Annotated in this window: 21 protein-coding genes; 11 read left to right on the forward strand and 10 right to left on the reverse strand. The window is 48.6% G+C overall.

The genetic code is table 11. From position 1 onward, the window contains the following. Positions 1–527: 527 nt before the first annotated feature. The gene (cobN, locus tag NG796_RS14725; protein WP_261207595.1) at positions 528–4,409 is read right to left on the reverse strand and encodes a cobaltochelatase subunit CobN; all 3,882 of its coding nucleotides are present in this window, start codon (positions 4,407–4,409) and stop codon (positions 528–530) included. Positions 4,410–5,029: 620 nt separating this feature from the next. On the opposite strand from cobN, the gene NG796_RS14730 reads away from it, so the two are divergent. Both NG796_RS14730 and NG796_RS14735 read left to right on the forward strand, forming a co-directional pair. Then, positions 5,030–7,489, forward strand: coding sequence for a GAF domain-containing hybrid sensor histidine kinase/response regulator (locus tag NG796_RS14730; protein WP_261207596.1), 2,460 nt, complete (start codon positions 5,030–5,032; stop codon positions 7,487–7,489). Positions 7,490–7,615: 126 nt separating this feature from the next. Further along, complete coding sequence (locus NG796_RS14735) at positions 7,616–8,341, forward strand: N-acetylmannosamine-6-phosphate 2-epimerase (protein WP_261207597.1); 726 nt, start codon at positions 7,616–7,618, stop codon at positions 8,339–8,341. Between the two features lie 286 nt (positions 8,342–8,627). Here the strand turns inward: NG796_RS14735 and NG796_RS14740 are convergent, their stop codons facing one another. Beyond that, the gene (locus NG796_RS14740; protein WP_261207598.1) at positions 8,628–9,533 is read right to left on the reverse strand and encodes a hypothetical protein; all 906 of its coding nucleotides are present in this window, start codon (positions 9,531–9,533) and stop codon (positions 8,628–8,630) included. An 83-nt stretch (positions 9,534–9,616) separates the two neighbouring features. Between NG796_RS14740 and NG796_RS14745 the strand changes: the two genes are divergently transcribed. Continuing rightward, positions 9,617–10,555, forward strand: coding sequence for a metallophosphoesterase (locus NG796_RS14745; RefSeq protein WP_317619315.1), 939 nt, complete (start codon positions 9,617–9,619; stop codon positions 10,553–10,555). Between the two features lie 76 nt (positions 10,556–10,631). Here the strand turns inward: NG796_RS14745 and NG796_RS14750 are convergent, their stop codons facing one another. Beyond that, positions 10,632–11,474, reverse strand: a complete 843-nt coding sequence (locus NG796_RS14750) for a DNA adenine methylase (RefSeq protein ID WP_261207599.1) — start codon at positions 11,472–11,474, stop codon at positions 10,632–10,634. A gap of 175 nt (positions 11,475–11,649) precedes the next feature. On the opposite strand from NG796_RS14750, the gene NG796_RS14755 reads away from it, so the two are divergent. The 7 genes from NG796_RS14755 to NG796_RS14785 all read left to right on the forward strand — a co-directional run bounded on the left by NG796_RS14755 (position 11,650) and on the right by NG796_RS14785 (position 17,286). Further along, positions 11,650–11,775 carry a hypothetical protein gene (locus tag NG796_RS14755; protein ID WP_261207601.1) on the forward strand — a complete coding sequence of 42 codons (126 nt, stop codon included), beginning with the start codon at positions 11,650–11,652 and terminating at the stop codon, positions 11,773–11,775. Between the two features lie 407 nt (positions 11,776–12,182). After that, positions 12,183–12,542, forward strand: coding sequence for a hypothetical protein (locus NG796_RS14760; protein ID WP_261207603.1), 360 nt, complete (start codon positions 12,183–12,185; stop codon positions 12,540–12,542). Between the two features lie 33 nt (positions 12,543–12,575). After that, positions 12,576–13,592, forward strand: coding sequence for an ADP-ribosylglycohydrolase family protein (locus NG796_RS14765; protein ID WP_261207604.1), 1,017 nt, complete (start codon positions 12,576–12,578; stop codon positions 13,590–13,592). Positions 13,593–13,619: 27 nt separating this feature from the next. Then, entirely contained in the window at positions 13,620–13,826 is a 207-nt protein-coding gene (locus NG796_RS14770; protein ID WP_261207605.1) for a DUF751 family protein, read from the forward strand. Between the two features lie 350 nt (positions 13,827–14,176). After that, positions 14,177–14,605, forward strand: coding sequence for a 30S ribosome-binding factor RbfA (gene rbfA, locus NG796_RS14775; RefSeq protein WP_261207606.1), 429 nt, complete (start codon positions 14,177–14,179; stop codon positions 14,603–14,605). Positions 14,606–14,615: 10 nt separating this feature from the next. After that, a complete protein-coding gene (locus NG796_RS14780) occupies positions 14,616–16,268 on the forward strand; it encodes a glycoside hydrolase family 3 protein (RefSeq protein WP_261207607.1) in 1,653 nt (550 codons plus the stop codon). A gap of 787 nt (positions 16,269–17,055) precedes the next feature. Then, on the forward strand, positions 17,056–17,286 hold the full coding sequence (locus NG796_RS14785; protein WP_254564369.1) for a DUF4327 family protein: 231 nt from the start codon (positions 17,056–17,058) through the stop codon (positions 17,284–17,286). A 557-nt stretch (positions 17,287–17,843) separates the two neighbouring features. On the opposite strand, the gene NG796_RS14790 is transcribed toward NG796_RS14785, so the two are convergent. The 6 genes from NG796_RS14790 to NG796_RS14815 all read right to left on the reverse strand — a co-directional run bounded on the left by NG796_RS14790 (position 17,844) and on the right by NG796_RS14815 (position 23,334). Next, positions 17,844–18,239, reverse strand: a complete 396-nt coding sequence (locus NG796_RS14790; RefSeq protein ID WP_261207608.1) for a hypothetical protein — start codon at positions 18,237–18,239, stop codon at positions 17,844–17,846. A gap of 178 nt (positions 18,240–18,417) precedes the next feature. Next, the gene (gene proB / locus NG796_RS14795; RefSeq protein ID WP_261207609.1) at positions 18,418–19,578 is read right to left on the reverse strand and encodes a glutamate 5-kinase; all 1,161 of its coding nucleotides are present in this window, start codon (positions 19,576–19,578) and stop codon (positions 18,418–18,420) included. A gap of 254 nt (positions 19,579–19,832) precedes the next feature. After that, entirely contained in the window at positions 19,833–20,357 is a 525-nt protein-coding gene (locus tag NG796_RS14800) for a YqeG family HAD IIIA-type phosphatase (protein WP_261207610.1), read from the reverse strand. 274 nt (positions 20,358–20,631) lie between these two features. Next, positions 20,632–21,750 carry an endolytic transglycosylase MltG gene (gene mltG / locus NG796_RS14805; protein WP_261207611.1) on the reverse strand — a complete coding sequence of 373 codons (1,119 nt, stop codon included), beginning with the start codon at positions 21,748–21,750 and terminating at the stop codon, positions 20,632–20,634. A 485-nt stretch (positions 21,751–22,235) separates the two neighbouring features. Beyond that, positions 22,236–22,817 (reverse strand): DUF3727 domain-containing protein, encoded by a 582-nt coding sequence (locus NG796_RS14810; RefSeq protein ID WP_261207612.1) that lies wholly within the window; start codon positions 22,815–22,817, stop codon positions 22,236–22,238. A 262-nt stretch (positions 22,818–23,079) separates the two neighbouring features. Further along, a complete protein-coding gene (locus NG796_RS14815; RefSeq protein ID WP_261207613.1) occupies positions 23,080–23,334 on the reverse strand; it encodes a hypothetical protein in 255 nt (84 codons plus the stop codon). Positions 23,335–23,375: 41 nt separating this feature from the next. On the opposite strand from NG796_RS14815, the gene NG796_RS14820 reads away from it, so the two are divergent. Further along, on the forward strand, positions 23,376–24,407 hold the full coding sequence (locus NG796_RS14820; RefSeq protein WP_261207614.1) for a helix-turn-helix domain-containing protein: 1,032 nt from the start codon (positions 23,376–23,378) through the stop codon (positions 24,405–24,407). A gap of 26 nt (positions 24,408–24,433) precedes the next feature. Here the strand turns inward: NG796_RS14820 and NG796_RS14825 are convergent, their stop codons facing one another. Continuing rightward, positions 24,434–25,036 (reverse strand): DUF3611 family protein, encoded by a 603-nt coding sequence (locus NG796_RS14825; protein ID WP_261207615.1) that lies wholly within the window; start codon positions 25,034–25,036, stop codon positions 24,434–24,436. Positions 25,037–25,171: the final 135 nt, after the last annotated feature.

Here is a 25,171-nt window from a genome sequence, read left to right on the forward strand (position 1 = left end):
AAAAATCCGGCTATCGGATTTAAGTCGCTAAGGGGTGTCACTCTTTTCTACAGTCACCCTTGAATCTTGGACACCTGAGAATATAAATGGTTCACTTTTACAGCAAATGAGTTCCTCTGTTTCAACCGATTTGACAAGGGGAACGGGAGGGGGGAAGATCTTTCCCTGACCCTGCTGATTGAGCAGTTCAGTTACCTCAGACTGCCGATAAGATTGCTTGATTCCATCATACTGCTATTTGAGGCGACATTTACCCCTCCGGATGGTTAAGAAAAGTAGAAATTTTTCCCCTATCAGTAGCACTTTGTCTCAGGCTTTTTCCAGATTTAAGCAAACTTCCGGTTTAGACTCGATATAGCGGTTCAGGGACTTAGCGGGTAAAGATACTCCCACTCCCCAAAATGTACATCCTAACTGGGGAACCCGCTATATATAGCGCCTCTTGGATGCCGTTTTTTAACTAATTTTGAAGAGTGATATCGCCTAATATAAGGACCTCTAAGTATTTGATGTTCTTCTATTCTAGTTTAGGAACCGATCGCCGATTCGATCGCCCCTTCTGCATCATGCACGATCGCCCGTAACTCTTCCAACATTGGCTGATCCACCTCTTGCCACAAACCGCGCTGATTTGCCTCTAACAAGCGTTCCGCCATATCTCGCAACGCCCAGGGATTCTTGTGGTGGATAAACTCTCGCACTTGGTCATTTAACAAATATGCCTTTGCTACGCCCTCATACATAAAATCTTCTACACAATGTGCTGTAGCATCGTATGCAAACAAATAATCCAAAGTCGCGGCCATTTCAAACGCACCTTTATACCCGTGGCGCATCACGCCTTCAATCCATTTGGGATTGACCACTCGCGATCGATATACTCGGTCAATTTCCTCCTGTAACCGGCGAATTTTGGGCTTTTCCGGTAGGGAATGGTCGCCGAAATAGGCCACTGCATCCGTGCCTCGGACCGCCCGTACTGCCGCTAATAACCCGCCTTGAAACTGATAATAATCATCAGAATCCAGTAAATCATGTTCCCGATTATCTTGGTTATGTAAGACAATCTGCATTTGCCCTAACCGTTGTTCAAACGCTTCTGGGGCGGAATGTCCATTTCCCATGCCTGTATAAGCGTAACTACTCCAATTAATATAAGCGCGGGCCAAATCTGCGTCAGTAGTCCAGTTTTGCCCTTCGATTAATCCTTGTAATCCTGCACCATAAGCACCCGGTTTTGAACCGAATACTCGATAACGCGATCGCCGGTTTGCCTGTTCCGGAGTCAACCCCAAACCTTGCCATTTCTCACTTTCTACCTCCACTTGCGCCGCCAAGGGATTATCGGTTGCCGGTTCCTCCAAACTCGCCACTGCTTCCACGGCGCGATCGAACAAATCAATTAAGTTGGGAAAGGCATCCCGGAAAAATCCGGACACTCTCAATGTGACATCGACCCGGGGACGTCCCAAAACCCGGACGGGCAAAATTTCAAAATCGACTACGCGCCGGGAGGGTCCATCCCAGACTGGGCGCACCCCTAGCAAGGCGAGGGCCTCGGCAATATCATCGCCGCCAGTTCGCATGGTGGAGGTCCCCCAGACGGATAGTCCCAGGGTTTGCGGATAGTCCCCATTTTCTTGAGTGTAGCGCTCGATCGCCTCTTCGGCGGCCCTCCGTCCAATATCCCAAGCAGTTTCTGTGGGAATTGCCCGAATATCTACAGAGTAAAAATTGCGTCCCGTTGGCAATACTTCGGGGCGTCCTCGGGTGGGTGCACCGGATGGCCCACTCTTGATATATTTTCCCTCTAATCCCCGCAATAATTGAGTGATTTCTGCGGAAGTTTGTTGCAATGCCGGAAGCAAACAATCGCGAATCCACTCTAATTCTTTTGCCGTGGCGGTGTCAGGTTGGGGCAGAATTATTTCTGCCGTTGGGTTGATAATTTGGGCGACTAATGTTGCTGCTTCTGCTTCTAAAGAGGCGATCGCATCTCCAATGGTTCGCCGAGAAGAATTAGCCGTTAATTGCGGTAAAAATTCCGCCGGATTGCTGGTGATAGGGTCAAAGGAAAGTCCTTGATCCTGTGCTAAAGCGCGGGTCAGTCCGAGGCGACTGCTTCCGGGATGTCTGGCGATCGCCACTATTAAATCCACCAGTTGCCGCCCTTCGGGACATTTCCCAAAGATATGCAGTCCATCTCGGATTTGGGCTTCTTTTAATTCACACAAATAGCCATCCAAGTTGGCGATTAATGCAGTAAATTCCGGGTCAGACTCCGTAGAATTGGATGGATTATTCCAAGATGAGTTTTTATCCAAATGTTGGTCTTTTACCAGTTGAATCAGGCGATGGCGAATCGGTTTTAAACGAACTGGATCCAAACTTTGGGCTTCATAATATTCATCGATTAACCCTTCGAGTTGTTGCAGAGGACCGTATAATTCCGCCCGGGTCATGGGTGGGGTTAAATGGTCGATAATCACCGCTTGCGATCGCCGTTTTGCTTGGGACCCTTCTCCTGGGTCATTCACAATAAACGGATAAAAATGCGGCATCGGTCCCAGGGCAACTTCTGGGTAACAATTTTCTGAAAGGGCGATACTTTTTCCCGGTAACCATTCTAAATTGCCATGTTTGCCCACATGAGTAATCGCCTGTGATCCAAAGCATTCTCGAATCCAATAATAATAGGCTAAATATTCATGAGTTGGTTCTAAATCCGGGGCGTGATAGTTCAAACTGGGGTCGATATCATAACCTCGCGAGGGTTGAATTCCGATAAAGATATTGCCCAATTGAATACCGGGAATGGGGAAGGTTTGGGTTTCTAAACTAAGGCGATCGCCTTGCTTGTTTCCCCACCGATTCTCAATCCCTTGGCGAACGGGTTCGGGCAAAGTTTTAACATAAGATTGATAGTCTTTTCCAGGTAATACTTGGCGAATTTTTCTCCATCCTTCCCCTTCCGGGTCGTTGGTAACTCCGGCAGTGAGGAGGCGAATCAATTCGTCCCCTGTAGTCGGGATATTTTCCACCCAATACCCAGCAGTTTGAAGGGCATTGAGGATTTCAATACAACTTGCTGGCGTATCCAAACCGACCCCATTAGCGAGGCGTCCGTCTCGGGTGGGATAATTCGCGAGAATTAAGGCAATTTTGCGCTGACTGGGGGGAGTTTGCCGGAGTTTGATCCAGTTGGCAGCGAGATCCGCCACGAAATCAATGCGATCGCCTAGGGGTTCATACCTCACCACCGGGGTCTCCAGTTTCACATGATTTTCAAGTACCGTCTTAAACGACACCACCCGCGTAATAATCCGTCCATCCACTTCCGGAAGGGCAACATTCATCGCCATATCCCGGGGGGAGAGTCCCTGAAAACCCGATTCCCACTGTTCCTGAGTGCCTCCACTAAAAATGACTTGCAAAACGGGAACATCAAGGGTTTCCCAGAATTTGAGGTCCGTGGGGGGAGAGTCGTAGGTAGCGGGTAACGTCTGGACCGCTTGACCGATCGCAAACCCTGTGGTATTTAATATTATCTGCACGGTTTCAGACTGAGGGGGTTGCAGATAGGTCAACAATTCGGCTTGAACATCTTGATCCCGCAAAGAAGAAACAAATAACGGCACTGGGTCTAAGTAGCGATCGCGCAACCCTTGACAAAGTGCATCAATCGGGGCAGTATTTCCAGCCAAGTAATGAGCGCGATAAAAGAGAATCCCCACCTTGGGAAATGAAGGGGATAATTGAGAAGAATTTAGGGCAGATTTAGAATTAATTGATCCGGTCGGATTGAGGCTTGATTCTTCTGGGGTGAATGGTTCATTTGGAAGTCCAAAGCTTGCGGATTTCCAAGGATAAAGTCCAACCCGAGGGATGGGCATCGGTGGACCGGGATTATAGTCTTTTTTTAAACAAACCTGGGCGATAAATTGGAGCGCATTAACTAGATTATCGACACCGCCTTCGGTAAAATATTGCCAGACTTGATTAACCACAGTGAGGGGAACCGAGGAATGACCGATTAAATCGGGGTCCCCGGCATCATCGCCGGGAATCACAATCAGGTGAGCCCCTGTGTTTTGCACCGTTTCTCGAACGACTTCCAACCCGTAGGACCAATAAGCACGCCCTCCCAGCAACCTCAAGATAATGACCTGTGCTTCGGAGAGGACCTCCAGTGCATAAGTATCGATACTGAGTTGCTGTTGCAGTTGCAGCAGATTGACCACCCGTAAATCGGGAAAGTCCGGTGAGAGGTGGACAAGGGCCTGGGCGATCGCTTGAATATCCGTATCCGCCGCCGTCACGATCGCGATGGGTGCCGGAGTTTGGGACACCAAAATTACCCCCTCCTCCTGCGGATTCCAACCCCCGGGTGTAGCAGCTAGACGATGCATGAGAGTCTCCTGAAGCGATCCAAGTACAATGGCACAGTCCATCGTACCAAACCCCAGGGCAGACGCAACCCTAGAACTCCCAGGGCATCAGTACCAATGCCGGAAGGCAACCAGGTTTCCTGAGAAAATTTCTCCTGATGTTGCCGTCAATCTCCGTCCAAATCCTGGTTTTTTGCCCTCGGGATCTCATCCGAATCCCGATACCCTAGAGAAATTCATCAAGCAAGCCGGGAGAAATCTCCGATCAAGTCCCTGCCAATTTTTCTTAAGATAGAGATGACTCTATGTTTATTATTCCGAAAAAATACTGATATGGATTAAAAGTCAACTTGTCCCCTGTCCTCGGTCTATCTTATAAAGAAAAGGTGAAGACTAGAAAAACCCCCAAATTTCTGACCCAAAACTTGAAAAATTACCCTACTATAGCTAATAAGCCAGTGACTAGAGACTTATTCAAGTTATTTTTAGAAATCCGAAGTGCAGCAGCTTTAGGGCAAGCTTCACTCGGTGATTCTAAAACAATAGAAATTGGGGAAGGTTTGAGGATAGAGTTAAGGACAAGCATTTCCCCCCGAAAATTCCCCCATCGCATTCAGCTTTTGCCAATAGGCGCTTAAAATATGCCGACCTTAGAAGTCTCACGAAGAACTTTATCTCATAACACCTTTGAGCAGTTGCGCCAGTTGTTAGAGCAACAGGGGCAACGTCAAGGGTCAGTGGTACTGACTGAAGCGGACCTCGGTACCGAAGAAATTCCTTCTGATGACCCTTGGCAATGGTTTACTCTAGTCCTGTCCGAGGAGTTTAGGGTGTTGCTGTTGGGGGGACCTGCCGAGGGGACGAATGCCGATCGCCAGGATGCGATCGGGACTCTCTTGCCCCCGGTGCAAGTTGGTTTAACCTTTGAACCCTCACAAGTGGCGGCATTTGTAGCCCGGTTAGAACAGTCGCCTCTCGTCAATCTCGATCGCGACGAACTCCAACGCCGCCATCATAACCCCCAACCGAATAATCCCCAACTCATCAGCGAATTTATCCTCTCGGCGATCGCCTTGCTCAGTGCCGATAATTTCCATTCCAATGCCAGTGATCCCGCCGATAGCTGCGTCTCCATCTGCCAACCCGTAGAAAATGCCCTACACCACCAAATCGAACAAGAACAACTCTTAAATCAAGTCACCACCCAAATTCGTCAGAGTCTGGAACTACCCACCATCTTATCCACTGCCGTGGAACAGGTGCGTCGTTTCCTCCGGGTTGATCGATTGGCTATTTTTCAATTTAACCCTCAAAATTCCGCCCCAACCCTAGAGGCAGGCAATGGTAAACCCTCCCCTGAAACCGCCGGGGAAACCTTCCACCTTTGGGACGAAATCCAGTCCATTTCCGACGATTTAGAGAGTGGGGATACGGACTTTCTCTACGAACAATTGCCCCTCCCGCGAGAAGCGGAACTCGGAGCTATCACCTACGAATCCCGAGCTTCCGACGAAATTCCGTCCCTCCTTCGAGTTCAACATGAAGGGGGTTCTTTTCTGCCCGGAGCGGAATTTCGCGACCAATATCATAAAGGATTTATTCAAGCGATCGCCGATGTTTCCCTCGCCTACACTTTATCCCCAAGCTGTTTAAAAATGCTGCGGGACAATCAAATTCAAGCCCAATTAATTGTCCCCATTGTCGTTCAGGAAAACCTCTGGGGACTGTTAATTGCTCATCAATGTTTTGAAACCCGATTTTGGCTCCCCAGCGAACAAAACTTTCTTAAACATATTGCTGAACATTTAGCCTTAGCCATTCACCAAGCCGAACTGTACGCTCAAGTCAGTCGCCAAAAAAAAACATTAGAAGAACGAGTCATCGAACGCACTCATGACCTCCATGATGCCCTCGTCGCTGCTGAATCTGCCAATCGTGCTAAAAGCGAATTTTTAGCAACTATGAGCCATGAATTGCGGACCCCGTTAACCTGTGTGATTGGGATGTCTTCTACCCTCTTGCGCTGGTCCTTTGGACAAATGAGTGCCAAACAACAGGAATATCTCAAAACTATTCATGACAGTGGCGAACACCTGCTTGAACTGATTAATGACATTCTGGACTTGTCTCAGTTAGAAGCAGGCAAAGCCATTTTAAAAATTACCGAATTTTCCTTGACGAAACTCGCTCACCAGTGCTTACAAAGCGTCGCCCACAAAGCGGTAGAAGCCGGATTACACCTAGAAATGACCCTAGCCTTAGACGGTCAAAAAACCGACCTTTGGACCGCCGATCGCCGACGAGTGCAGCAAATTATCTTAAACCTTTTGAACAATGCCATTAAATTTACACCCAACGGCGGAACGGTGACCCTGCGAGTTTGGAGTGAGGGGAAAAATGTGGTATTCCAAGTGGAAGATACCGGCGTCGGGATTCCCGAAGACCAACAATCTTTACTCTTCAAAAACTTTCAACAATTGGATACTTCCTACCGTCGTCAATATGGGGGTACGGGACTTGGACTCGCTTTAACCAAACAACTCGTCGAACTCCACGGGGGATGGATTGAAGTACAATCTACCGTGGGTGAAGGGTCTCTTTTTACCGTCCATCTGCCTGCGGCACGGCTATTATCTAACTCCAATTCTCAGAATCGGTTAGGTGATAGCTTTAGTTCCGAACCCCTGCAAGGTCGAATCATTTTGATTGAGGATTGTGAGGAGAGTGCTAACCTAATTTGCGATATTTTAACCACCGCTGGTTATCAGGTGGTATGGATGATTGATGGGGCGACAGCACTAGAACAATTTGAACTCTTACAACCTACTGTAGTCATTCTCAATTATAGCTTACTGAGCATGAATGGCTCTGAACTAATCCACGCTTTACGGCAGTCCCCGGGGCGGGACCCTCTGAAAATTTTAGCGTTAATTGGCCTAGAAACAGGGGAAGATAAAGAGCGAGCTTTTGAAGCGGGGGCCGATGATTGGTCTCCGAAACCCATCGCTCCAGAACGGCTGATTAATCAAGTTAATACCTTGTTTCATTCCTGTAGAGTGGTCAATCAACCCGAACGAGGGGAAATTGGAGCGAGTAAATAATCAAGGGAATAATCTCAATTTTTGCCCAATGAAATAGGTTAAATTTTTATCGTTTTTTGCTGGAATAAGCTAAAGTTAATTGCATCCCTTGAAATTTCATGAAAATCAAGAGTATTTAACGGGTTAATGAACGAACAACTCTCTGAAAAATCGGTGAATTTGAGCGCGGCGATCGCCCCTTTGGAGGGCGGATTAATTGTGTCTTGTCAGGCTCCCCCAGATTCACCCTTGGCGGAACCCTCAATCATTGCCGCGATCGCTTTAGCATCGGTTCAGAATGGGGCCGTGGGGGTCCGCATCGATACCCCCGCTCATGTCAAAGCCGTGCGCGATCGCCTCGGTGTCTCTATTCCTATTATCGGCCTCTGGAAACAATCCATCCCCGGATCTGAAGTCTACATCACCCCCCAGTTTCATCATGCCGAGGCGATCGCCGCCAGTGGTGCCGATATCATCGCGATCGACGCCACCGATCGCACCCGTCCCCATGATGAAACCCTCGCCAATCTGATTACCGCCATTCACACCCACCTGGGAAAACCTGTCATGGCAGATGTGGATACCCTAGAAGCGGCGATCGCTGCCGCCAATTTTGGAGCCGATATCATTGGTACCACCCTCTATGGCTACACCCGCGCTACTCAAAACTCCATTCCTCCCGGCTTCGATCTCCTCGCGGAAATCCGCCACATCTTCCCCGGATTCCTAATTTGTGAAGGCGGCATCAGTTCCCCGGAAATGGCAAAACGCGCCCTTGATTTGGGCGCGAATGCTGTCGTTGTCGGCACTGACATTACTGGCATTGACCTCAAGGTTCAAGCTTATCAAAAACACTTGAATTTGAGTGATTAGAGACCTGACAAAATACCATATTGATCCCCCCAACCCCCCTTAAGAAGGGGGGCTTAAGAGAATTTTGCCAGATATCTATTTATTCCTCCGGCTTCCCCCAGGAACTAAACATTTATTCCTCCGGCTTCCCCCTTCTTAAGGGGGACGGGAGGGGGATAATCAGGGGGACGGGAGGGGGATCTGACGGGAGGAAAGGGAGACCAAACTGGTATTTTCCAAGAGATCTGTTGAAAATCCATCCTTTCGTAAAAGACTTGTTTCAGTTTTAGCTAACTCCTTGAAACCGTCATTCTTGCTGCCGTTTGACAATAATCATCTTAGAGCCAACCACAGGACTGCGAGCCAACAAATGGCCTTGAGAATCGGCAATTTCCACCGTTCTAAAGTCCAATTCTTTCCCCCGCTCGAAGATTTGTGAGGCTAACTGATCTTGGCGAGAAGCAGTGATATTGTACCACTCATCGCTAATTCGCACGAGCAATTGAGAGGCTCCAAAATTAGCTTGAATTGAGGCGATCGGAATATCCGCATCCTCCGTTACTTGTGCAACTTGGGTCTGAATTGCTGCAATGAGGGTTTGTTCAGGAGTTAAGGGAACGGGTGGCGTTTCAACCACAGGAGGCGCTTTTTTAGGTCGGGGTGTCTCTTTTGGGGGGATGATTGGAGGGGGTTCTTTCTGGACTGGGGGGAGTTCCGGTGCCGTCGTAGGAACCTCGGAAACCGGGGGGAGATAGGCTGGAGGCATTTCCGAGACTTCCGAGGAGGCAGGAGGGAGAATTTGTGCCACTTCAGGGGGTTTGGGGACTAAAACGCGGGTTGTCGTCCAAGTAATGATCACGACAATCAAGGCGATCGCCCCAGTTAATCCCCAATCGGACAAAGTTTGATTGAGTGCGGTAGGCAACAGGGCGCGAATCGGCGCTAAAATCTGGGATAAAACCGTGGGCTTTCGTTCTACCCCAAGACCTTCTATCCTAACTTGGGCAGGAGTCTTGGAGGGGGGAAGGGGTTGCGCTTCCAGGGTCTCGACGACCCCTTCTAAGAGTTGAATAATGGAACGCAACGCGGCGATCGCCACCGCTTTAAATCCTGATGGCGGAGGTTTCGGCGAAGGCGAGACAGATGGAGAAGAGTCTGCCGGTTTTGGGGTTTGAGGGTCTGACTCTGGTGGAGTTGGCGGATCTTGGGACATCTTGTTCTAGGCGATCGACGAGGACAACAGGGAATACTTTAAAGATGCGACCATCCTTGGATTAATCTATCATTTTGTGTGAAATGTCCTTTAAATTCTTGCAAATTCCCCACCGAATGAATGTGAAACGCCGAGAATTTTTACGGGCTGGACTTAGTGCCTTAACCTTTGCTATCCTAGGCAAATCTCTCAGGGGGCTAACGAAAGAGAGGACAGAGACTGAGTTGGATTTGATACCACCATCCCCAGATACCTTGCTGCTGCGTTTTGTCGCCGTGGCGGATACGGGTGCGGGTAATGAGGGTCAATATGCAGTCGGACGGGCGATCGCCCGCTACCATGAGCAAAATCCTTTTGATTTAGTCTTGCTTGGCGGGGATAATATCTACAATCATGGCGAAATTGAGAAAATAGAGCGCGTCTTTGAGCAACCTTACCGATCGCTCCTCGATGCCCAGGTTAAATTTTATGCCTGTCTGGGCAATCATGATATTAAAACCAATAACGGCAATGATCAAGTCCAATATCCGGGCTTTAATATGCAAGGGCGCTACTATAGTTTGCGTCGAGATCAAGTCGAGTTTTTTGTTCTGGATACCAACCGTAATGCGGATTGGCAGAGTCAGTTACCTTGGTTAGAGACTCAACTCCAAGAGAGTGATGCACCGTGGAAAATTGTCATGGGACATCATCCCCTTTATACCTCGGGGTTACATTTAGGCAGTCGGTTTCTCCGTCGAAAACTGATGCCTTTATTCCTAGAACATGGGGTTTCACTTTATATTAATGGACATAATCATAATTACGAACGAAGCCAGACGATCGGGAATACCACCTACTTAACCTGTGGTGCCGGTGCAAAAACTCGACGAGTCGGGCGTTCCAGTTGGACGGCGCGATCGGCAAGTCAACTGAGTTTTGCTGCGGTTGAAATTTACAGCGATCGCCTTCACATCACCGGCATTGACCAAAATAATCGGACTTTTGACCGAGGTGCGATCGCCATCCTCAATCCTGTGTAATTCAACTCGCAAGCAAGATGCTCCCACTCCTACTCCCTATGCCTAGCTTATCACGGTGGGAACCGCTAGATTCCAATCAATAGGATGTAACCACCACTTCAGAAATCTTCCCCCGATGAGTTCCTTTGGAATTAATCGATCGCGCTGCTGACACTTCATGAATCTGGAACTCTTGGTAAAGCTCTCGAATAAACGGACAATCTGAATTAGACAGCATCACCTTCACCCCTCGATTCGCCAGTTTCGCAAACACATCCCGTAAGCGAATTTGGTCCTTTTCATTAAAATTATAGCGACTGTACGACGTAAATTGACTCGTATTACTCAGGGGATAATAAGGCGGGTCAAAATACACAAAATCTTGATCAGTTTTGGCTTCATCCAAAACCTTATCAAAATCCCGAACTTCTATTTGTACCGATCGCAAAGCCTGGGAATCCGCCCGCAGTAGCTCCCCATTACAAATTGTGGGATTTTTATAGCGGCCAATCGGCACATTAAATTCCCCTTTAGAATTTTCTCGGTACAATCCATTAAAACAAGTTTTGTTTAAATAAATAATTCGAGCCGCTTTCTTAACTAATGTGCGATTTTTCTGCGCTCTAACTTGATAATAATACTCATCATTATGTTTAGCTTGATGCAATTCTAACGCTTTGATTAAAGCCTCTACATCAGTTTGAACACATCGATATAAATTAATCAATTCTTCATTAACATCAGATAAAACAGCCTTAAACCCTGCTGAATGCTCTTGAAATAAGTAGAAAAAAACCGCACCCCCTCCTAAAAATGGCTCGTAATAATTTTTAAATTGAGGGGGAAATAGGGGTTGATATTGTGAAATCAGTTGAGTTTTGCCCCCAGCCCATTTCAGAAAAGGGCGGGGTAAAACTGTTAATGCAGTCGTCTCGTTCATCTATACCTAAAACTGTACCTAATTTTGTAGCAACGGCCTCCCTTTTGGGTGAACCGAAGTCAAGTTATGAACTCAATGATTCCCCTTGATATTAGACCTCTTGTCTAAATCTCTTAAGCCCCCCTTTTTTAAGGGGAGTTTGGGGGGATTAATCCGGAATTTTGCAAGAGATTTATTGTTTTGTTGGGGTTGCGATCGCGCAAATAGCGGTGATCCGGGTTGGGCGATCGCCTCCTCAGAAATTGTTCCCCTCCACTGTACCTCCCCCCGGTTACCCCATCACTCCAGCGCCCTTGCCTAGGCAATTCTGTCGCAATTTGGGGCTGTTTCAATTCCACCCCAACTCCAAAAGTTCATGAATCCCTAACATACCACGATCGCGCTCGGAATTCTTCCATTGCTTACCTCGGGGAAACCCAGGAGTAATCATTGATACGACAGTTTAAAACCGATTTTGGCATAATGGGGGGAGTTCCCATTCCTTTAACGGGAGTGACCCACTCCTTCAGAGGACTTCTTCCTCGAATTGTCTAAATTCGTATCAAAACCCTGAGTCCTTTCAGTCTAAAATAGAGACACCCACTGCAATGAGATGGCAGTACAGCGGGTTGAATCAGTCAGATAGATCCATCCTTTCTCCCGAAAGCGCGATCGCTGCTTCAACTGAGTCCTTGATTCCGATCATGTATTTTCCAGGAGGTTTCCCAGATGGATTCTCAGGATGTTATCCAAGCCATAGATCGCATTTTACCCGACCCTAAAATCTTTGAAGATGTCAATAATATGTTACAAAAATACCGGGCTTCCGGTCAGAAAAAAGTGCAACTAGAAGATGAAGATATAAGTGTTGCTATCCCAGAAGGGGTTCAAATTGATATTGTAACGAAAGCCTTTTTTAATGAATATTTTGATATTAATTTAGGAACAGGTTATCGGGTTCAGGTGGCAATGGGTGGGATTCAAAAACAAAAACGGGGCAGAGTCTATCCCGAACTCTGTTTTGCCACGTTATTTTATGATGCCACGGGAAAAATGTTAATGATTGATTTTCATCAAAATATGATATAATTAAAATCTTTAATAGAAATTTATCTACTGTAAATGACCATGCCCAAGGTATCCCGTTTAGAACAATTTAAGGGTTGTTTGATTGGACAGTGCCTCGGTGATGCTGTCGGCTGTCGTGTTGAAGGCTATGCCGAAGAAGTTTGTCAAAATTATGTAAATTATGAACTTAAAGTCAAGCGAATTCGAGACCGCGATCGCTTCCCTTTTCCCTTTGGTCAATACACCGATGATTCCCAACTCGCCCGAGAACTCCTCCAAAGTTATATTGCCTGTGGCCGATTTGACCCCGCAGACTATGCCCAACGCATTGGCGCAATTTTCAGCGAAGAACGCATCGTCGGGCGAGGGCGCTCTACAGAAGCCGCAGCATTACGATTAGCCCAGGGGATTCCCTGGCAATCCGCTGGGGAACCGCCTCCGTCGTCAGGAAATGGCAGCGCCATGCGGGCCGCACCCATTGGGTTAATCTTTTACAATGACCCGCCTCAACTGATTCAGGCTGCCGTAGACCAAGGACGCAGCACCCATCAGGACCCCCGATGCGCTGCCGGATCCGTGGCGATCGCCGGGGCCGTGGCCCTCGTCCTTCAAGGGGAATCGGTCAATCCCGCCTCCTTTCTATCCCAACTAAGCGAATGGACAGGGCAAATTGAACCCATCCTTGCCGGATATCTGAAAAACTTAATCGACTGGATCGAATTACCCATTGAGGAAGCCGTCCGACTCATTTCTCGGGCGGGTCTGGCCCCAGATTACGAGCAACTTTGGCCGGGAATTTCGCCTTTTGTCATCGGTAGTGTCCTGTGGAGCCTCTATTCCTTCTTAAAAACCCCCGAGGATTACTGGGAAACCCTTTGCACCGCCATTATTGTAGGGGGTGACGTGGATACCACCGCAGCGATGGCCGGTGCAATATCTGGGGCCTATCTTGGACTCGATGCAATTCCCCGGGAACTGGCGATGAATCTGAATGACCAAGGAACTTGGAAGTTTAAAGAACTGGTGCAACTCGCGGAACAATGCTACGCGGTACAATGCAAACAGACTTAGCCGCACCTGTTCAGAATCTGAATTTTTATGTTTGATGACTTTTGGAGTAATATCCTTCGCTACCCGCGCTATTTTGTCACGATCATTCTGGGTATCTTCTTTGCCCTGTTCGGTTGGGTTAAGCCACTCTTGCAAAAACCCGTAACTGCGATCGCCTTAGTCACGTTCGTTGTGACTGCCCTAATTTTTGTCGGGTTGACCTTACGCGGAATGTTGGGATTGGCGGTGACCTAAACGGTCAGTACAGTTTTAGATCCTAGGGAAAAGAAACCGGGTTCCTGACTCAGATTCGGTCCTGGCAGGGCAAAAATTGGATGAACAACCCGGTTTCTAACCTGGACTGGACCGCCATCCTAGCCCCTTTCGGACTAGGAACCCTCCTACCTGAGTCCTTTAACTATCCTCAATTGAATGATGTGGATGAATGACAGTGGCGGATTTCCCTCCCGAGAAACAGATCCTCCTACAGGCGCGGTTTGCTGTTGTAGCGGTAGCAGGGGTTAAAACTCTACACTACAAACAGGTGGATGCCTTCGAGGGCCACCTAAACCAATGAGTATCATGCAAACAAGGGAATCAATATTATGGCTACCGATCGTCGAGTAGAGCGTGTCGCGTCTTTAATTAAGCGCGAAGTCAGTTTAATGTTAATCGGCGACATTAAGGATGACCGAGTGGGTGCGGGAATGGTCAGCGTTACTGATGTCAATGTGTCCGGTGACCTCCAACACGCCAAGATTTTTGTCAGTATCTATGGCAGTGACGAAGCACGGGCGGAAACAATGGAAGGACTACAGGCCGCAACTGGCTATATCCGCAGGGAACTCGGTCACCGCGTGCGATTGCGTCGGACTCCAGAGGTGATATTTTTAGAAGACCGATCCATTGAACGCGGGACGCGCATCCTAACACTGCTCAATCAGATCAGTGCAGAACGCAAACAGCACAATCCCGACGCGGATGAGGAAGATGTGGATCTAAACGAGAGCGAAATTTCAGAAACTGAGGCTTAAATCTGTGGATATGTCGGATCTGATCCCGGCACTGCCGGATCTCGAAACCCTATCGTTAGAAGAACAGGTCGCTCAGTTGTTCGTCGTGCGAGCATCTGGACATCTGTTTGACCACCAAATTGAATATCCCGATTGGGAACCCCCAGCGGCACAGTTGCAGAAGCTGGTGCAGGAAAAGGCCGTGGGGGGCGTAATTTTGGTGGGAGGCAGTGCGGGTGATTTGATGTTGCGATCGCAGCAGTTGCAATCCTGGGCCAAGTATCCCCTGCTGATTGCTGCCGATATCGAAGAAGGGGTCGGACAGCGATTTGCTGGTGCAACTTGGTTTCCCCCGCCAATGGCGATCGCCAAAATTGCCGCAGAAGAACCCTCAAAAGCTCAGGGTTACGCCACAGCAATGGGAGCCTATACCGCCCAGGAAGCCCTCGCCGTCGGGATTAATTGGGTCCTCGCCCCGGTGGTGGATGTGAATAACAACCCCGAGAACCCGGTGATTAATGTCCGTTCTTTTGGGGAAAATTCTGAAACTGCCAGTGAGTTAGCCCTGGCGTTTATGCGCGGTGTACAGAAATATCCAGTCCTCACCTGTGCCAAACATTTCCCCGGACATGGGGATACCAGTGTGGATTCCCATATCGAGTTGCCGGTGTTGCGTCATTCCCCGGAACGATTAGAGACGGTGGAACTTCCGCCATTTCAACGGGCGATCGCCGGTGGGGTAGATGCAGTCATGAGCGCTCACCTCTGTATAGAAGCGTGGGATTCCGAATATCCGGCAACTCTTTCCTCAAAGATTTTAACGGGACAGTTACGCCAACGGTTTGGGTTTGAGGGGTTAATTGTCACTGATGCTTTAGTCATGGGGGCGATCGCCAAACGCTATGGCCCCAATGAAGCCCCCATTTTAGCCTTAGAAGCAGGGGCGGATATTTTATTAATGCCTGTGGACCCCGCCGAGGCCATTACTGCCCTTTGTGAGGCAGTCAAATCCGGTCGCATATCCCGCGATCGCATTCTCCAATCCCTAACCCGCATTTGGAAAGCCAAACAAAAACTTTTCTCCCCTTCTACGGTGGTTAATCCCCCCACTTCTCCCACCGCCCAACTGATTAATTTGTCTACTCCTGGGGCAATCAACTGTGTAGAAAATATCTTGCGGGAGTCGCAGCAAATTGGGGGGTCTTTGCCGTTATCCGTCCCTCAACCAGAATCAGGGGAGTATTGGAATAATTTATTGGTGACTGACTCTCTGGTTAATAGTGCATTTCTGAATAAACAAGCCCCAGCGATCGTCATGCCTAAATCTAAGGGCTATCAATTTCACGGAGTGGATTGTTCTACTCCCTTTCGATCGCAAGACTTCAAAGCAATGGCAACGGGAAAAACCCTACTGCAAGTCTTTATCCGGGGCAATCCGTTCGGAGGACCCGCCCAGGTGACTCGCCTCGCCCGAGAATGGCTGAATCAATTATTAGAAACAGGACAATTGCAGGCGGTGGTGATTTACGGTAGCCCCTACGTTTTGGACGAATTTAAAGCCCTCTTGCCTCCATCCATTCCCTTTGTGTTTTCTTATGGTCAAATGGGGGCCGCCCAGGCGATCGCCCTGGAAACTTTATTTGGACTAACCCCAACCCCCACCCAACCCAATCCGTTCTACTAAGGCTACAGATGAAATCTGCGCCTTGATTCTGAAACTCGGTAGAGCCTCTGAGTGCTCCGTTCCTAGGCTCTACCGGGGACTCATTTTAAATCCGATTTAAACCCGTTTATCCCCCGAAATCGGCGATCCCTGTCCTGTTAATCGTTGTTCTCGTTCCCCCTAGTCTTCTCCCAGTCCGGCTTTAGCGGATTTAATTCAGGGGACAAGATAACCAGACTTCTGACCTTTTTTCTTCGGGCATCGCCAGGGGAAATTTTGTCAAAAAACCCGGTTGTCTGCCCTTGAATGTACCTACGCCCCCGGGAGGATACCCGCCAACTAGAGATTCAGGTTGAATTCCAGGAACTCCTTCCCCTAGGCAGGCCCCAAACCCCGTCTTTTCCCCTGAATTTCAGCCCAAACTCTAGTCAGTGAACCGGCTGAAATTTATATAAAATAGTCGTGAGAAGCATAGCTACAAGTATGTCCCTGTATAAAATTTGGGCCTTAATCGCGCTAATTTAACCCCTAAATAATGCAATCATTAATCATTCTGAAATCCCCCCAGGGAAGTACATCGAAAAAATTTATCTATCTGGGGGTGCATAATTCTTCATATTTTATTAAGATAAGGAAGAGTCAATTAGCGCGATAATAACAATGCTGCTGTATAGAATGTAACAAATAGCCCAACGAGGCCGCCCAGTAGTCTCCCTTCTTCAATGAGCTATTATGAATTATTCACCTAGCTGGGGGGTGGTCACAGATATACCGTTGATTAAAGAATCTATCTAGCGAGGTTTTAAAGATGGCTCCATCTACATCTACCGTTCAATATTCCATCGAGTTCATCAAAGAAGAAGCTCGAACCTTGGTCAAAAATGGCTTTGTGGGGCGACAACAACCCATCTATACCCTTTGCCAATATATCCCAGCGCGGGAATGGGCTGTGGTTGAATCTGAATTAGAAAAGTACGATTTCTTGCTCCGCGATCGCATTGTGGATCTCATGGGCCGCGAAGACTGGGACAACGATTAAAAAAAAGCTGGTAAATTATATCAAACAAGTGTAGTCCGGTCAATAGAAAGTAAGATAAACTTTACTTTTTATTGACCGGGTATATTCTTATTTAAACCCTAAACCCTTTATGCTTAAATCCTAGGGTTGTGCGATCGCCCACCGGATCTGCCCCTCGCTCTTGTTTTAATCCTGCACTCAAAAGCCAGGAGCAAAACGGAACAATTTCCCGAGAAAATTCCCTCACCTAATACCCTGTAATGTAGTCCAAGGTTTAGAGTAGCCGGAAGACAAACCGGGTTTCTTTGCATAATTTAAAGCCCATGAGCTACAAAATAAAGAGCCAGTAACTGAGTGTCTGGTCCTACCGATCTAACACTGTACTAGCCTCCTCATTGTGCTAAGTATTTTAGCTAGGCTCACCTCGGGGACCCCCGATCGCTCCTCCCCTCTGGGAAAACCACTGGCTTTCTGTATCAACGGTGTTGGAAATTAGCAGTCTGTGATCACCAAACCCGGTTTCGGGTCCCTGGGATTCAAGACTGTACCGGCATTTTCGCACCCGGGGCTTAACAGTCCTAATCTTTCTTCTGTAAATTTTCCAATTCAGACCGCAACGCTGCAATTTGAGCGGTTAAGTCTTGTAAATCTTGGTAGACTTCCGGATTGGTTGCCGAAGTCGGTGGGGGTGAGGGAGGCTCAGAAGTTGATGCCGAGGGACTTGCAGCGGAGGGAGGCTCCCCGGGCGATCGCTGGTGATCGATCAGGGTATCCACATAATTGCGGGCTTCCCGTTCGGTCATTTCTCCTTTTTCCGCCCATTTTTTGGTTAAATCGCTGACGTCTAGTTTTAAGTCCGCCAGATTTTCTTCTCGTTTTTGAGGGTCTTGGATGCTTTCGAGTAGGGAAGCCGTCGCGCCTACCCCAACTCGAAATCCGGTTTGTAAAAATTCCATGACGTTATCGGGGTTCATCGTCTATTCTCTTCCGTTTCGTAGAAGTATTTTTAGTCCGGGTCCGGGGTGAAAAATGGCTTGATGCTGGCAGGAGAGCGCAGCTTCTGATCGTTGCATTGACCACCGAATCGGGATGAGAATTGCCTCATCTGATGAATGGGGTCATTTTAACTTGAACGTTCCGGCCCTGTCAAATTCAGCCCAGGGGGTCGGGTTTGGGCAACTCGGCAGCATCGCTACTAGAAAGGCTTAACACTAAGTTATCCCGGTGAATTACCGTGTCGGCAACAATATAACCTAAAATTTCGGGAATTTCATCGGACTTTCGTCCGCGAATGCGATCGAGTTCGTCACTGCTATAGTTGACCAGTCCTCGGGCAATTTCCCGACCCGAGCGATCGCACAGTTGCACCGCATCCGACGCCTCAAACTCTCCGAACACTTCCAGGATGCCTGCGGCTAAAAGAGACTTTCCGCCTTGACAGATCGCCCGGACTGCCCCTTCATCTAAATACAGTTTACCCGAGGGAATGACTGCATTGGCAAGCCAGCGCTTGCGGGCATTACTCGTACTCTTTTGCGGGGCAAAATGGGTCCCGATCGCCTCCCCTTGCAAAATCTTCTCCAAGTTACGCGGGGATTGAGACGAGGTAATCACCGTGCGGACCCCTGCACCTGTGGCAATTCGAGCGGCCTCAATTTTCGTCATCATGCCCCCCGTTCCCCAATTGGTCCCACTGCCTCCGGTTTGCACCTGTAACTGCCTCAACTCATCCATGTGCTGAACTAGAGTAATCGGTTGGGCGTCAGGATTGCTGCGGGGGTCTGCGGAGTAGAGGCGATCGACATCCGTCATCAGAAACAGCCATTCCGCCTCGACTAAGCTGGCAACCATTGCCGAGAGGGTATCATTGTCGCCGAACTTGAGTTCTTCGATCGCTACCGTATCATTTTCGTTGACAATCGGGATGACCCCGAGGCGCAGTAATTCTTGAAAGGTGTTGTAAGCGTTGACGTAGCGACTCCGTTGGACTAAATCGCTGCGGGTGAGCAAGACTTGGGCGATCGGCTGTTGCAGGGTGGTAAACAGGTCATCATAAACCCGCATTAAGCGGCCCTGACCCACTGCCGCTACCGCTTGTTTAAGCGCGATCGTCCGGGGACGCTCTTTTAATCCCAGACGCGCACAGCCGACCCCTACAGCACCAGAGGAGACTAAAATAACGCGATGCCCTTGGTTACGGAGGGCCGTGAGAGTTTCAACGAGGGCCGCAATGGTGGCGATCGCCAGGTTTCCGGTGCGGTCCTGGGTGAGACTAGAGGTGCCAATTTTGACGACTAGGGTTTGCAGGTTCATAAAAAAAGCGCTCTCGTTGGGGATGAAGTCCGGCTTACCATTGGATGACCGGATCCAATTGTAAAGCGCCCGCCTTCATTCAGTGAAGGTAGGCGCTTTGTTTTTAATCAAACTGAATTATCATCAGGGTTTTGCTCAAGGCGGCCCCTATAAATTCATCTTTAATGCCGCTTGATCATTTGGCATCAGCCTCAATATTTTAATATGCAGCGCTATATTGGGGTTTTTCAAGGGGTGTTCAGCTCAATGACCTGTTACTTCTTGTTGGCGAGGGAAGCGCCGAGGATTTGAGATAACCAGACTTCCAGCGATCGCACGGGATGCTTGGTTTGCATAATTTCTCCAGGGTTCACCATCGGTTCTACCAAAATGGTAAACATTCCCAAGCGGTTACCGGCGAGAACATCCGTAAAGAGGCGATCGCCCACCATTGCTACCTTTTCCACCGGCAGATTCATCCCCGTCACCGCCTGTCGTAACTTGCGCCGCGAGGGTTTAGCTGCACCTGTAATGTAGGGCAGATTTAAAGAGCGAGCAATGCCACCGATGCGAGCTTCACTGATATTATTGCTAACCAACCACAGGGCAGCAACTGGACGAATTTGTTCCACCCACTGCCGCAGATAATCAGACACTTGGATTTCGCGAATAGGAACGAGGGTGTCATCCACATCCAAAACCAAACCCTTGAGATCGTACTCTTTAACGACCTCTGGAGTCAGACTTAAAATTGAATCCCCTAAAAATAAATCGGGTTCTAAAAGTTTTCCCCAAGACATAGTAATTGACCTTCGCTGACTAACACTCACCACCGTCCTGCGGAATACCGAAAACCACAGTTAAACAGCATTGTAGATACACCCCCTAGAACCTGTCGTGAACCTATAATCTGGTTTTACCGAGCGATCCTAGGGATGACCAGGATGCTTTCTAAAAACTGCATTCCCCGCATAATGATTTTGACATACTAAGGCTGGATAGCTTACTGCGATCGCACTCAATTCCGAGAAATCCGCCCAGAAGCCTCCGCCAAAGGCTCCTGGGGGACTATCATTACCGTAACGTCGGGTCCCGCTCATCCCAGATAGCATTTTGAGCCGCTTCATGTTCAGCTAAGGTGCGACTAAAAATATGAGTGCCATCATAGAGAGCCACAAAATAGAGATATTCTGTGTCTTCTGGGGCTAAAGTGGCCTCTAAACTGGCAACTCCCGGGGCCGAGATTGGGGTTGGGGGTAAACCCGGATTCAGATAGGTATTGTATGGATTAGGGGTGTTTACCTGGGCTAGAGTTAAGGGTTTATCTTCCGTTTGTCTGATATTTAATCCGTATTCCACCGTGGGATCAGCACCCAGGGTAATCCCCTGTTTGAGGCGGTTGGTAAATACACCCGCAATGCGATGACGTTCCGATGCAACCACCGACTCTTTTTCTACAATACTGGCTAGGGTGACCCATTCTTTCAGACTCAGATTGGTTTGATTTTGCGGTTGTTGATACACCGGCAAAGCCACCTGTTCAAACCGACTCAGCATGGGTTGAATCACGGCTTGCGGGGTAATATTGTCCGCACGCAGCTTGTAAGTATCCGGGTATAAAAAGCCTTCTAAATGGGGGATATCTTTAGGAAGCCAGGGATAGTCAGCCCAGGGAATTTCCTGAGTAGCGGCGAGAAATTCTGCCGCCGTAAAAAAGCCTTGAGACTCAAAATATTCAGCCATTTGCCGCAAATTCCACCCTTCCGGAATCGTGAAACTCAACTGCATGACTTCACCATTCCAGATTTTTTGGGCGATCGCCTGCATCGATTCATCCGGGGAAATTTGGTAGGTTCCCGCCTTGTATCCCCCATCTGGGTTTTGGCGAATTAACCACCGACTCCACATATTCCAAGCATTCGCCGACCGAATTAAACCCTGTTGTTCAAGTTTAAGTCCAATGTGTTGTCCAGGTTCTCCGGGGTCGATTTGGACAACTTCCAGGCGATTGTCTTGGACGACAGAATCCCGAGGTAAAGATTCTGCCACAGGTGCACTAGCTGATAGCCACCACCGCCAACCTTGCCATGCACTGATTCCGATCGCAGCGCAGAGGATAAGCGCCACATATAACAACCAATTTGTTTTTCGTTGACTCGCTGCTTTCATCTTCTGGTGATCTGTAACAACCATGATGGGATGCCGCGACGATCTCCGGGGATATGGCCCTGATGGAGAAGCGATCGCCCGCCATCACCCCGAGGGGATCTTCATCGCGGCATTCATCTATTCCAGGGTAATCTTTAATCTCTGAATTGATAGACTCCACATCAGACGGCAAATTCGGTCTGATATTCTCCTAAGTGCTTAGACAACTCATGCAGCTAGAGGGTACTCTTCAGACCAGGGATCGTCTGCTTTGTGGATCTAAGCGCCTGATTCCCTAAACGTTAGAGTTGCCTCTCTCGGGTCAAGCTACTGGCGAACGAGAGCAAGGATCAAATCAGAGTTGAAAAGCTCTCATGCGATCGCCGACGAACCCTGATGTTCGGTTAGTTTAAGCTGCTGATCCCGTTAAAAATTTTGTCGAAATGGGACTGATCGGGCTTCAACATTGATTCGAGTCCCAGATCTAATGGGGTTACTGAGTCAGATACAGGACAGTGCTTGTTTCCTCGTTATTCGAGTTCATCAAACAACCGTTCTTCGATCATGCCTTCTAAGGTAGACATCATCGGTTCAAGTTCCTGTAACTCTTCATCGGAAAGTAACTCAGGGTTTCCGTCTTCATTGAGGCGCGCCAAAATAAAAACGGGATCCAAAGGCGAGTAGATGGCATACTCGGCTTCTTCGTGATAAAAACTGGCTAACCACTGAAGTTCCTCATATTCTGCGGCTTCACCGAGTTCATCATCACTGATTTCCTCTTCGGTAAATTCCGGAAGATCTCCGCTAACCGTCAGCGTAATTGCGCTGCGTTTGAGGGTGAGATTTTGTTCTTCGAGAACTGCTTTAGCCGTATCAAAAATAGTATCTACTTCCTCCTCACTAATCGGAATGGGTTCATCATCCTCATCCTCAGCTTGCCATGCAAAAATTTCCACTGGCGTATCAATGGGAGTGAGTAAAACGTAAGTATTGTCGTTTACTTCAACCGAATGTTCGATGTAACAAGATAGCGATCGCCCGGCCTCATCCGTCAAAATTGTGGATGAAGTGTGGGATTGCCCATTCTCTTTTGATGATTCCGATCGGGACATGACAAATAATAGGAAGATAAAGAGCACTAGCGAGGAGCAAAACGGAATCAGAAAACCGGAAAACGCCCTTCCCGTATTTCGGTCGAGGCGTACAGGTTTTTGATTGCCCTGAACCCAGGAAGAGCAAATCCTAGGGCAAAACCAGAATATCACGGGAGGGAGCTGATCCGATTTCTATTTTTTGCAGTGGGACTCTTGGCGATCGCCTGCTGAGGGTTTGCCGGATTCACGGTCACCAATCCTGATCCGATGGAGCCAAAACTTACCCGTCTTGAGGGGAAACATGGGATGGCGAGGAGGCTACTCCGGAGGAATCCATTGCCGCACTTGCCCTTTCCATGTGCTGATTGTAACCGCTGGAGGCAACGTTCCATCCGGAACAGGTACAAATCCCCGGAATGAAGATACTCAGATACAGGTTCTCCCTGAATACCTGTCTAGCCAGACCTGAGTCTAACTTCGGGCTAAATTCAACATTTTGGGCCAAGACAGGATCGCGGGGTAACTGTTCTTTCATTCAGTTACTCATCACTGAAGTCCCCCGATTTAACGAGTATCATGGCACTTGACACCATCTCCCAGGCCACACTTCCTCAAGAGGAACTGACAGCTATCCTCACTCAAATTGAGTCGGAACTGTATCGGACAAACGTTTACCGGACCGCATTGGGGTTCCTCAAGCAGAGACTCGGTGAGTCTGCGGAGGGTTCCTCCATGTTGCTACAAGCGGTTGCTAAAAAAGCGATTTGGCTGACCCTTAAGCAATGGATCTCCCCGGGTCAGAACGAGCCAGAACCTATGAATGAGGCTGAGTTGGTCGTAGAGGACCTAGATTTATCTTTGAGGTCCAGCGATCGCCAAGAGTCCCAGGCATTAGAGGATATCCGAACACCGGAAAGTCATTCCCAATCCCTTGGCGATTCAGATCCAGCGGCGATCGCCAAAAAGACTCCCGCTCCCTTCTCATCAAAAGCTAGAATTAACCTTTTTCAAAGTCACAAAAAACAGCAGCAATCTCAACAGCAAGCTCAAATCCTCGCCCATCAACAACAATGGGCCGATCGCCTAACTCAAATTGGGCAACAACTGCAAGCGGCACGCTGCGATCGCGGGTTATCGATACTGGATTTGCATAAACAGACCCTGGTTCCTTGCCGTCATATTGAAGCGATCGAGAACGGCTATTTATCCAAGCTGCCTGAAGATGTTTATGTGCGGAGTTTTATTCATAAAATTGGGGATGTTTTAGGCTTAGAGGGGGCGAAAATGGCGAACGTCTTACCCGTTCCCCCGAAACAGACTGCGCCCATCCATTCCTGGCATCCTCAAGACTTTAACCTCGATTTTTCCATTAGTCCCCTGCATCTGTATGTAGGCTACACTGCGCTCATGGCTGGGGCGATCGGGGGACTAGGGGTGATGAATGGGCAATCTGCTCCTACAACCGTGACCGAACCTGACCCAACTTTAACCGCCCCGGCGAGGGACTCTCATCAAGGGGCGCTCCCGATGCAAACACCGGGAATTACCTCGGGGGCGATCGCCTGTGCCATCTCCGAGATCGCCCCACCGGAAGCACTCGAATGGTAACCCCACCCTTGGACGAGGGTTCAGGGTTACCCCTGAGTCTGGCGATCGATCCAACTGAGCAACCAGAGTCCGGTGACAAGCCCAATAAAGTGGGCCACAATCGTATGCGTATTCGCCAACACTACAAAAATATCCAAGGCTTGAATAAAATCTTGGGGACGCAACGCCGTCACCAGGGAGCCACCGCCTTGGTACTGGAGGGCCTTAGCTAGGAGGATTCCGCCAATAGCTTCTGCAGCGATCAGGGTAAAGGACATCCCGGCTAAATTGACCATTAAACCCCGACGCACAATTTGTAGGGTATCTGCTCTTTTAGGGCGCAGCTTAGGATTGACCGAACTAAGCTGTTGAGATAGGCGAGTATAGCGATAAGCCCAATAGATACTCAGTCCGAGGGAAACCAGTCCAAGAACGGCAAAAAAAATGCCCGGAGCAATGCTGACATTACTGGTTCTGGCTGCTTCCCGAGGTCCTGGAGATTCAATCAAAATTGCAAATAAGAAAATCAGTCCGGCAACAACAGCTAGAACTAATTGTGTCCAAAAACTGATCCAGCCGACTCTGCGTAAGGCAGGGATGACGCGCTGGACGGGGGGTGGAAGTGCTTTTAAGTCGGTTTGATTTGACATACGGAGAACGCAGTTACCGTTTTAGAGCGTTGAGAGTGATCGGCTCTTGCTCAATCATAGACCACCGCACCTCCTGATGGCTGTTCCCCGGTGATATTGAGGAGCAATTGCTGTCTTTGCCCTGTTTATTTTAAA

The organism is Laspinema sp. D2d, assembly GCF_025370755.1.
Taxonomy (GTDB): Bacteria; Cyanobacteriota; Cyanobacteriia; order Cyanobacteriales; family Laspinemataceae; genus Laspinema.

Excerpts from the sequence above, each read along its gene's own strand:
- NG796_RS14740 (WP_261207598.1), bottom strand. The coding sequence starts at position 9,533 with ATGTCCCAAGATCCGCCAACTCCACCAGAGTCAGACCCTCAAACCCCA.
- NG796_RS14815 (WP_261207613.1), bottom strand. The coding sequence starts at position 23,334 with ATGAAAGAACAGTTACCCCGCGATCCTGTCTTGGCCCAAAATGTTGAA.
- NG796_RS14825 (WP_261207615.1), bottom strand. The coding sequence starts at position 25,036 with ATGTCAAATCAAACCGACTTAAAAGCACTTCCACCCCCCGTCCAGCGC.
- NG796_RS14735 (WP_261207597.1), top strand. The coding sequence starts at position 7,616 with ATGAACGAACAACTCTCTGAAAAATCGGTGAATTTGAGCGCGGCGATC.
- mltG (WP_261207611.1), bottom strand. The coding sequence starts at position 21,750 with ATGGTTGTTACAGATCACCAGAAGATGAAAGCAGCGAGTCAACGAAAA.
- NG796_RS14820 (WP_261207614.1), top strand. The coding sequence starts at position 23,376 with ATGGCACTTGACACCATCTCCCAGGCCACACTTCCTCAAGAGGAACTG.
- NG796_RS14785 (WP_254564369.1), top strand. The coding sequence starts at position 17,056 with ATGGCTCCATCTACATCTACCGTTCAATATTCCATCGAGTTCATCAAA.
- NG796_RS14790 (WP_261207608.1), bottom strand. The coding sequence starts at position 18,239 with ATGAACCCCGATAACGTCATGGAATTTTTACAAACCGGATTTCGAGTT.
- cobN (WP_261207595.1), bottom strand. The coding sequence starts at position 4,409 with ATGCATCGTCTAGCTGCTACACCCGGGGGTTGGAATCCGCAGGAGGAG.
- NG796_RS14730 (WP_261207596.1), top strand. The coding sequence starts at position 5,030 with ATGCCGACCTTAGAAGTCTCACGAAGAACTTTATCTCATAACACCTTT.
- rbfA (WP_261207606.1), top strand. The coding sequence starts at position 14,177 with ATGGCTACCGATCGTCGAGTAGAGCGTGTCGCGTCTTTAATTAAGCGC.
- NG796_RS14760 (WP_261207603.1), top strand. The coding sequence starts at position 12,183 with ATGGATTCTCAGGATGTTATCCAAGCCATAGATCGCATTTTACCCGAC.
- NG796_RS14770 (WP_261207605.1), top strand. The coding sequence starts at position 13,620 with ATGTTTGATGACTTTTGGAGTAATATCCTTCGCTACCCGCGCTATTTT.
- NG796_RS14745 (WP_317619315.1), top strand. The coding sequence starts at position 9,617 with ATGTCCTTTAAATTCTTGCAAATTCCCCACCGAATGAATGTGAAACGC.
- NG796_RS14750 (WP_261207599.1), bottom strand. The coding sequence starts at position 11,474 with ATGAACGAGACGACTGCATTAACAGTTTTACCCCGCCCTTTTCTGAAA.
- NG796_RS14800 (WP_261207610.1), bottom strand. The coding sequence starts at position 20,357 with ATGTCTTGGGGAAAACTTTTAGAACCCGATTTATTTTTAGGGGATTCA.
- NG796_RS14765 (WP_261207604.1), top strand. The coding sequence starts at position 12,576 with ATGACCATGCCCAAGGTATCCCGTTTAGAACAATTTAAGGGTTGTTTG.
- NG796_RS14780 (WP_261207607.1), top strand. The coding sequence starts at position 14,616 with ATGTCGGATCTGATCCCGGCACTGCCGGATCTCGAAACCCTATCGTTA.
- NG796_RS14810 (WP_261207612.1), bottom strand. The coding sequence starts at position 22,817 with ATGTCCCGATCGGAATCATCAAAAGAGAATGGGCAATCCCACACTTCA.
- proB (WP_261207609.1), bottom strand. The coding sequence starts at position 19,578 with ATGAACCTGCAAACCCTAGTCGTCAAAATTGGCACCTCTAGTCTCACC.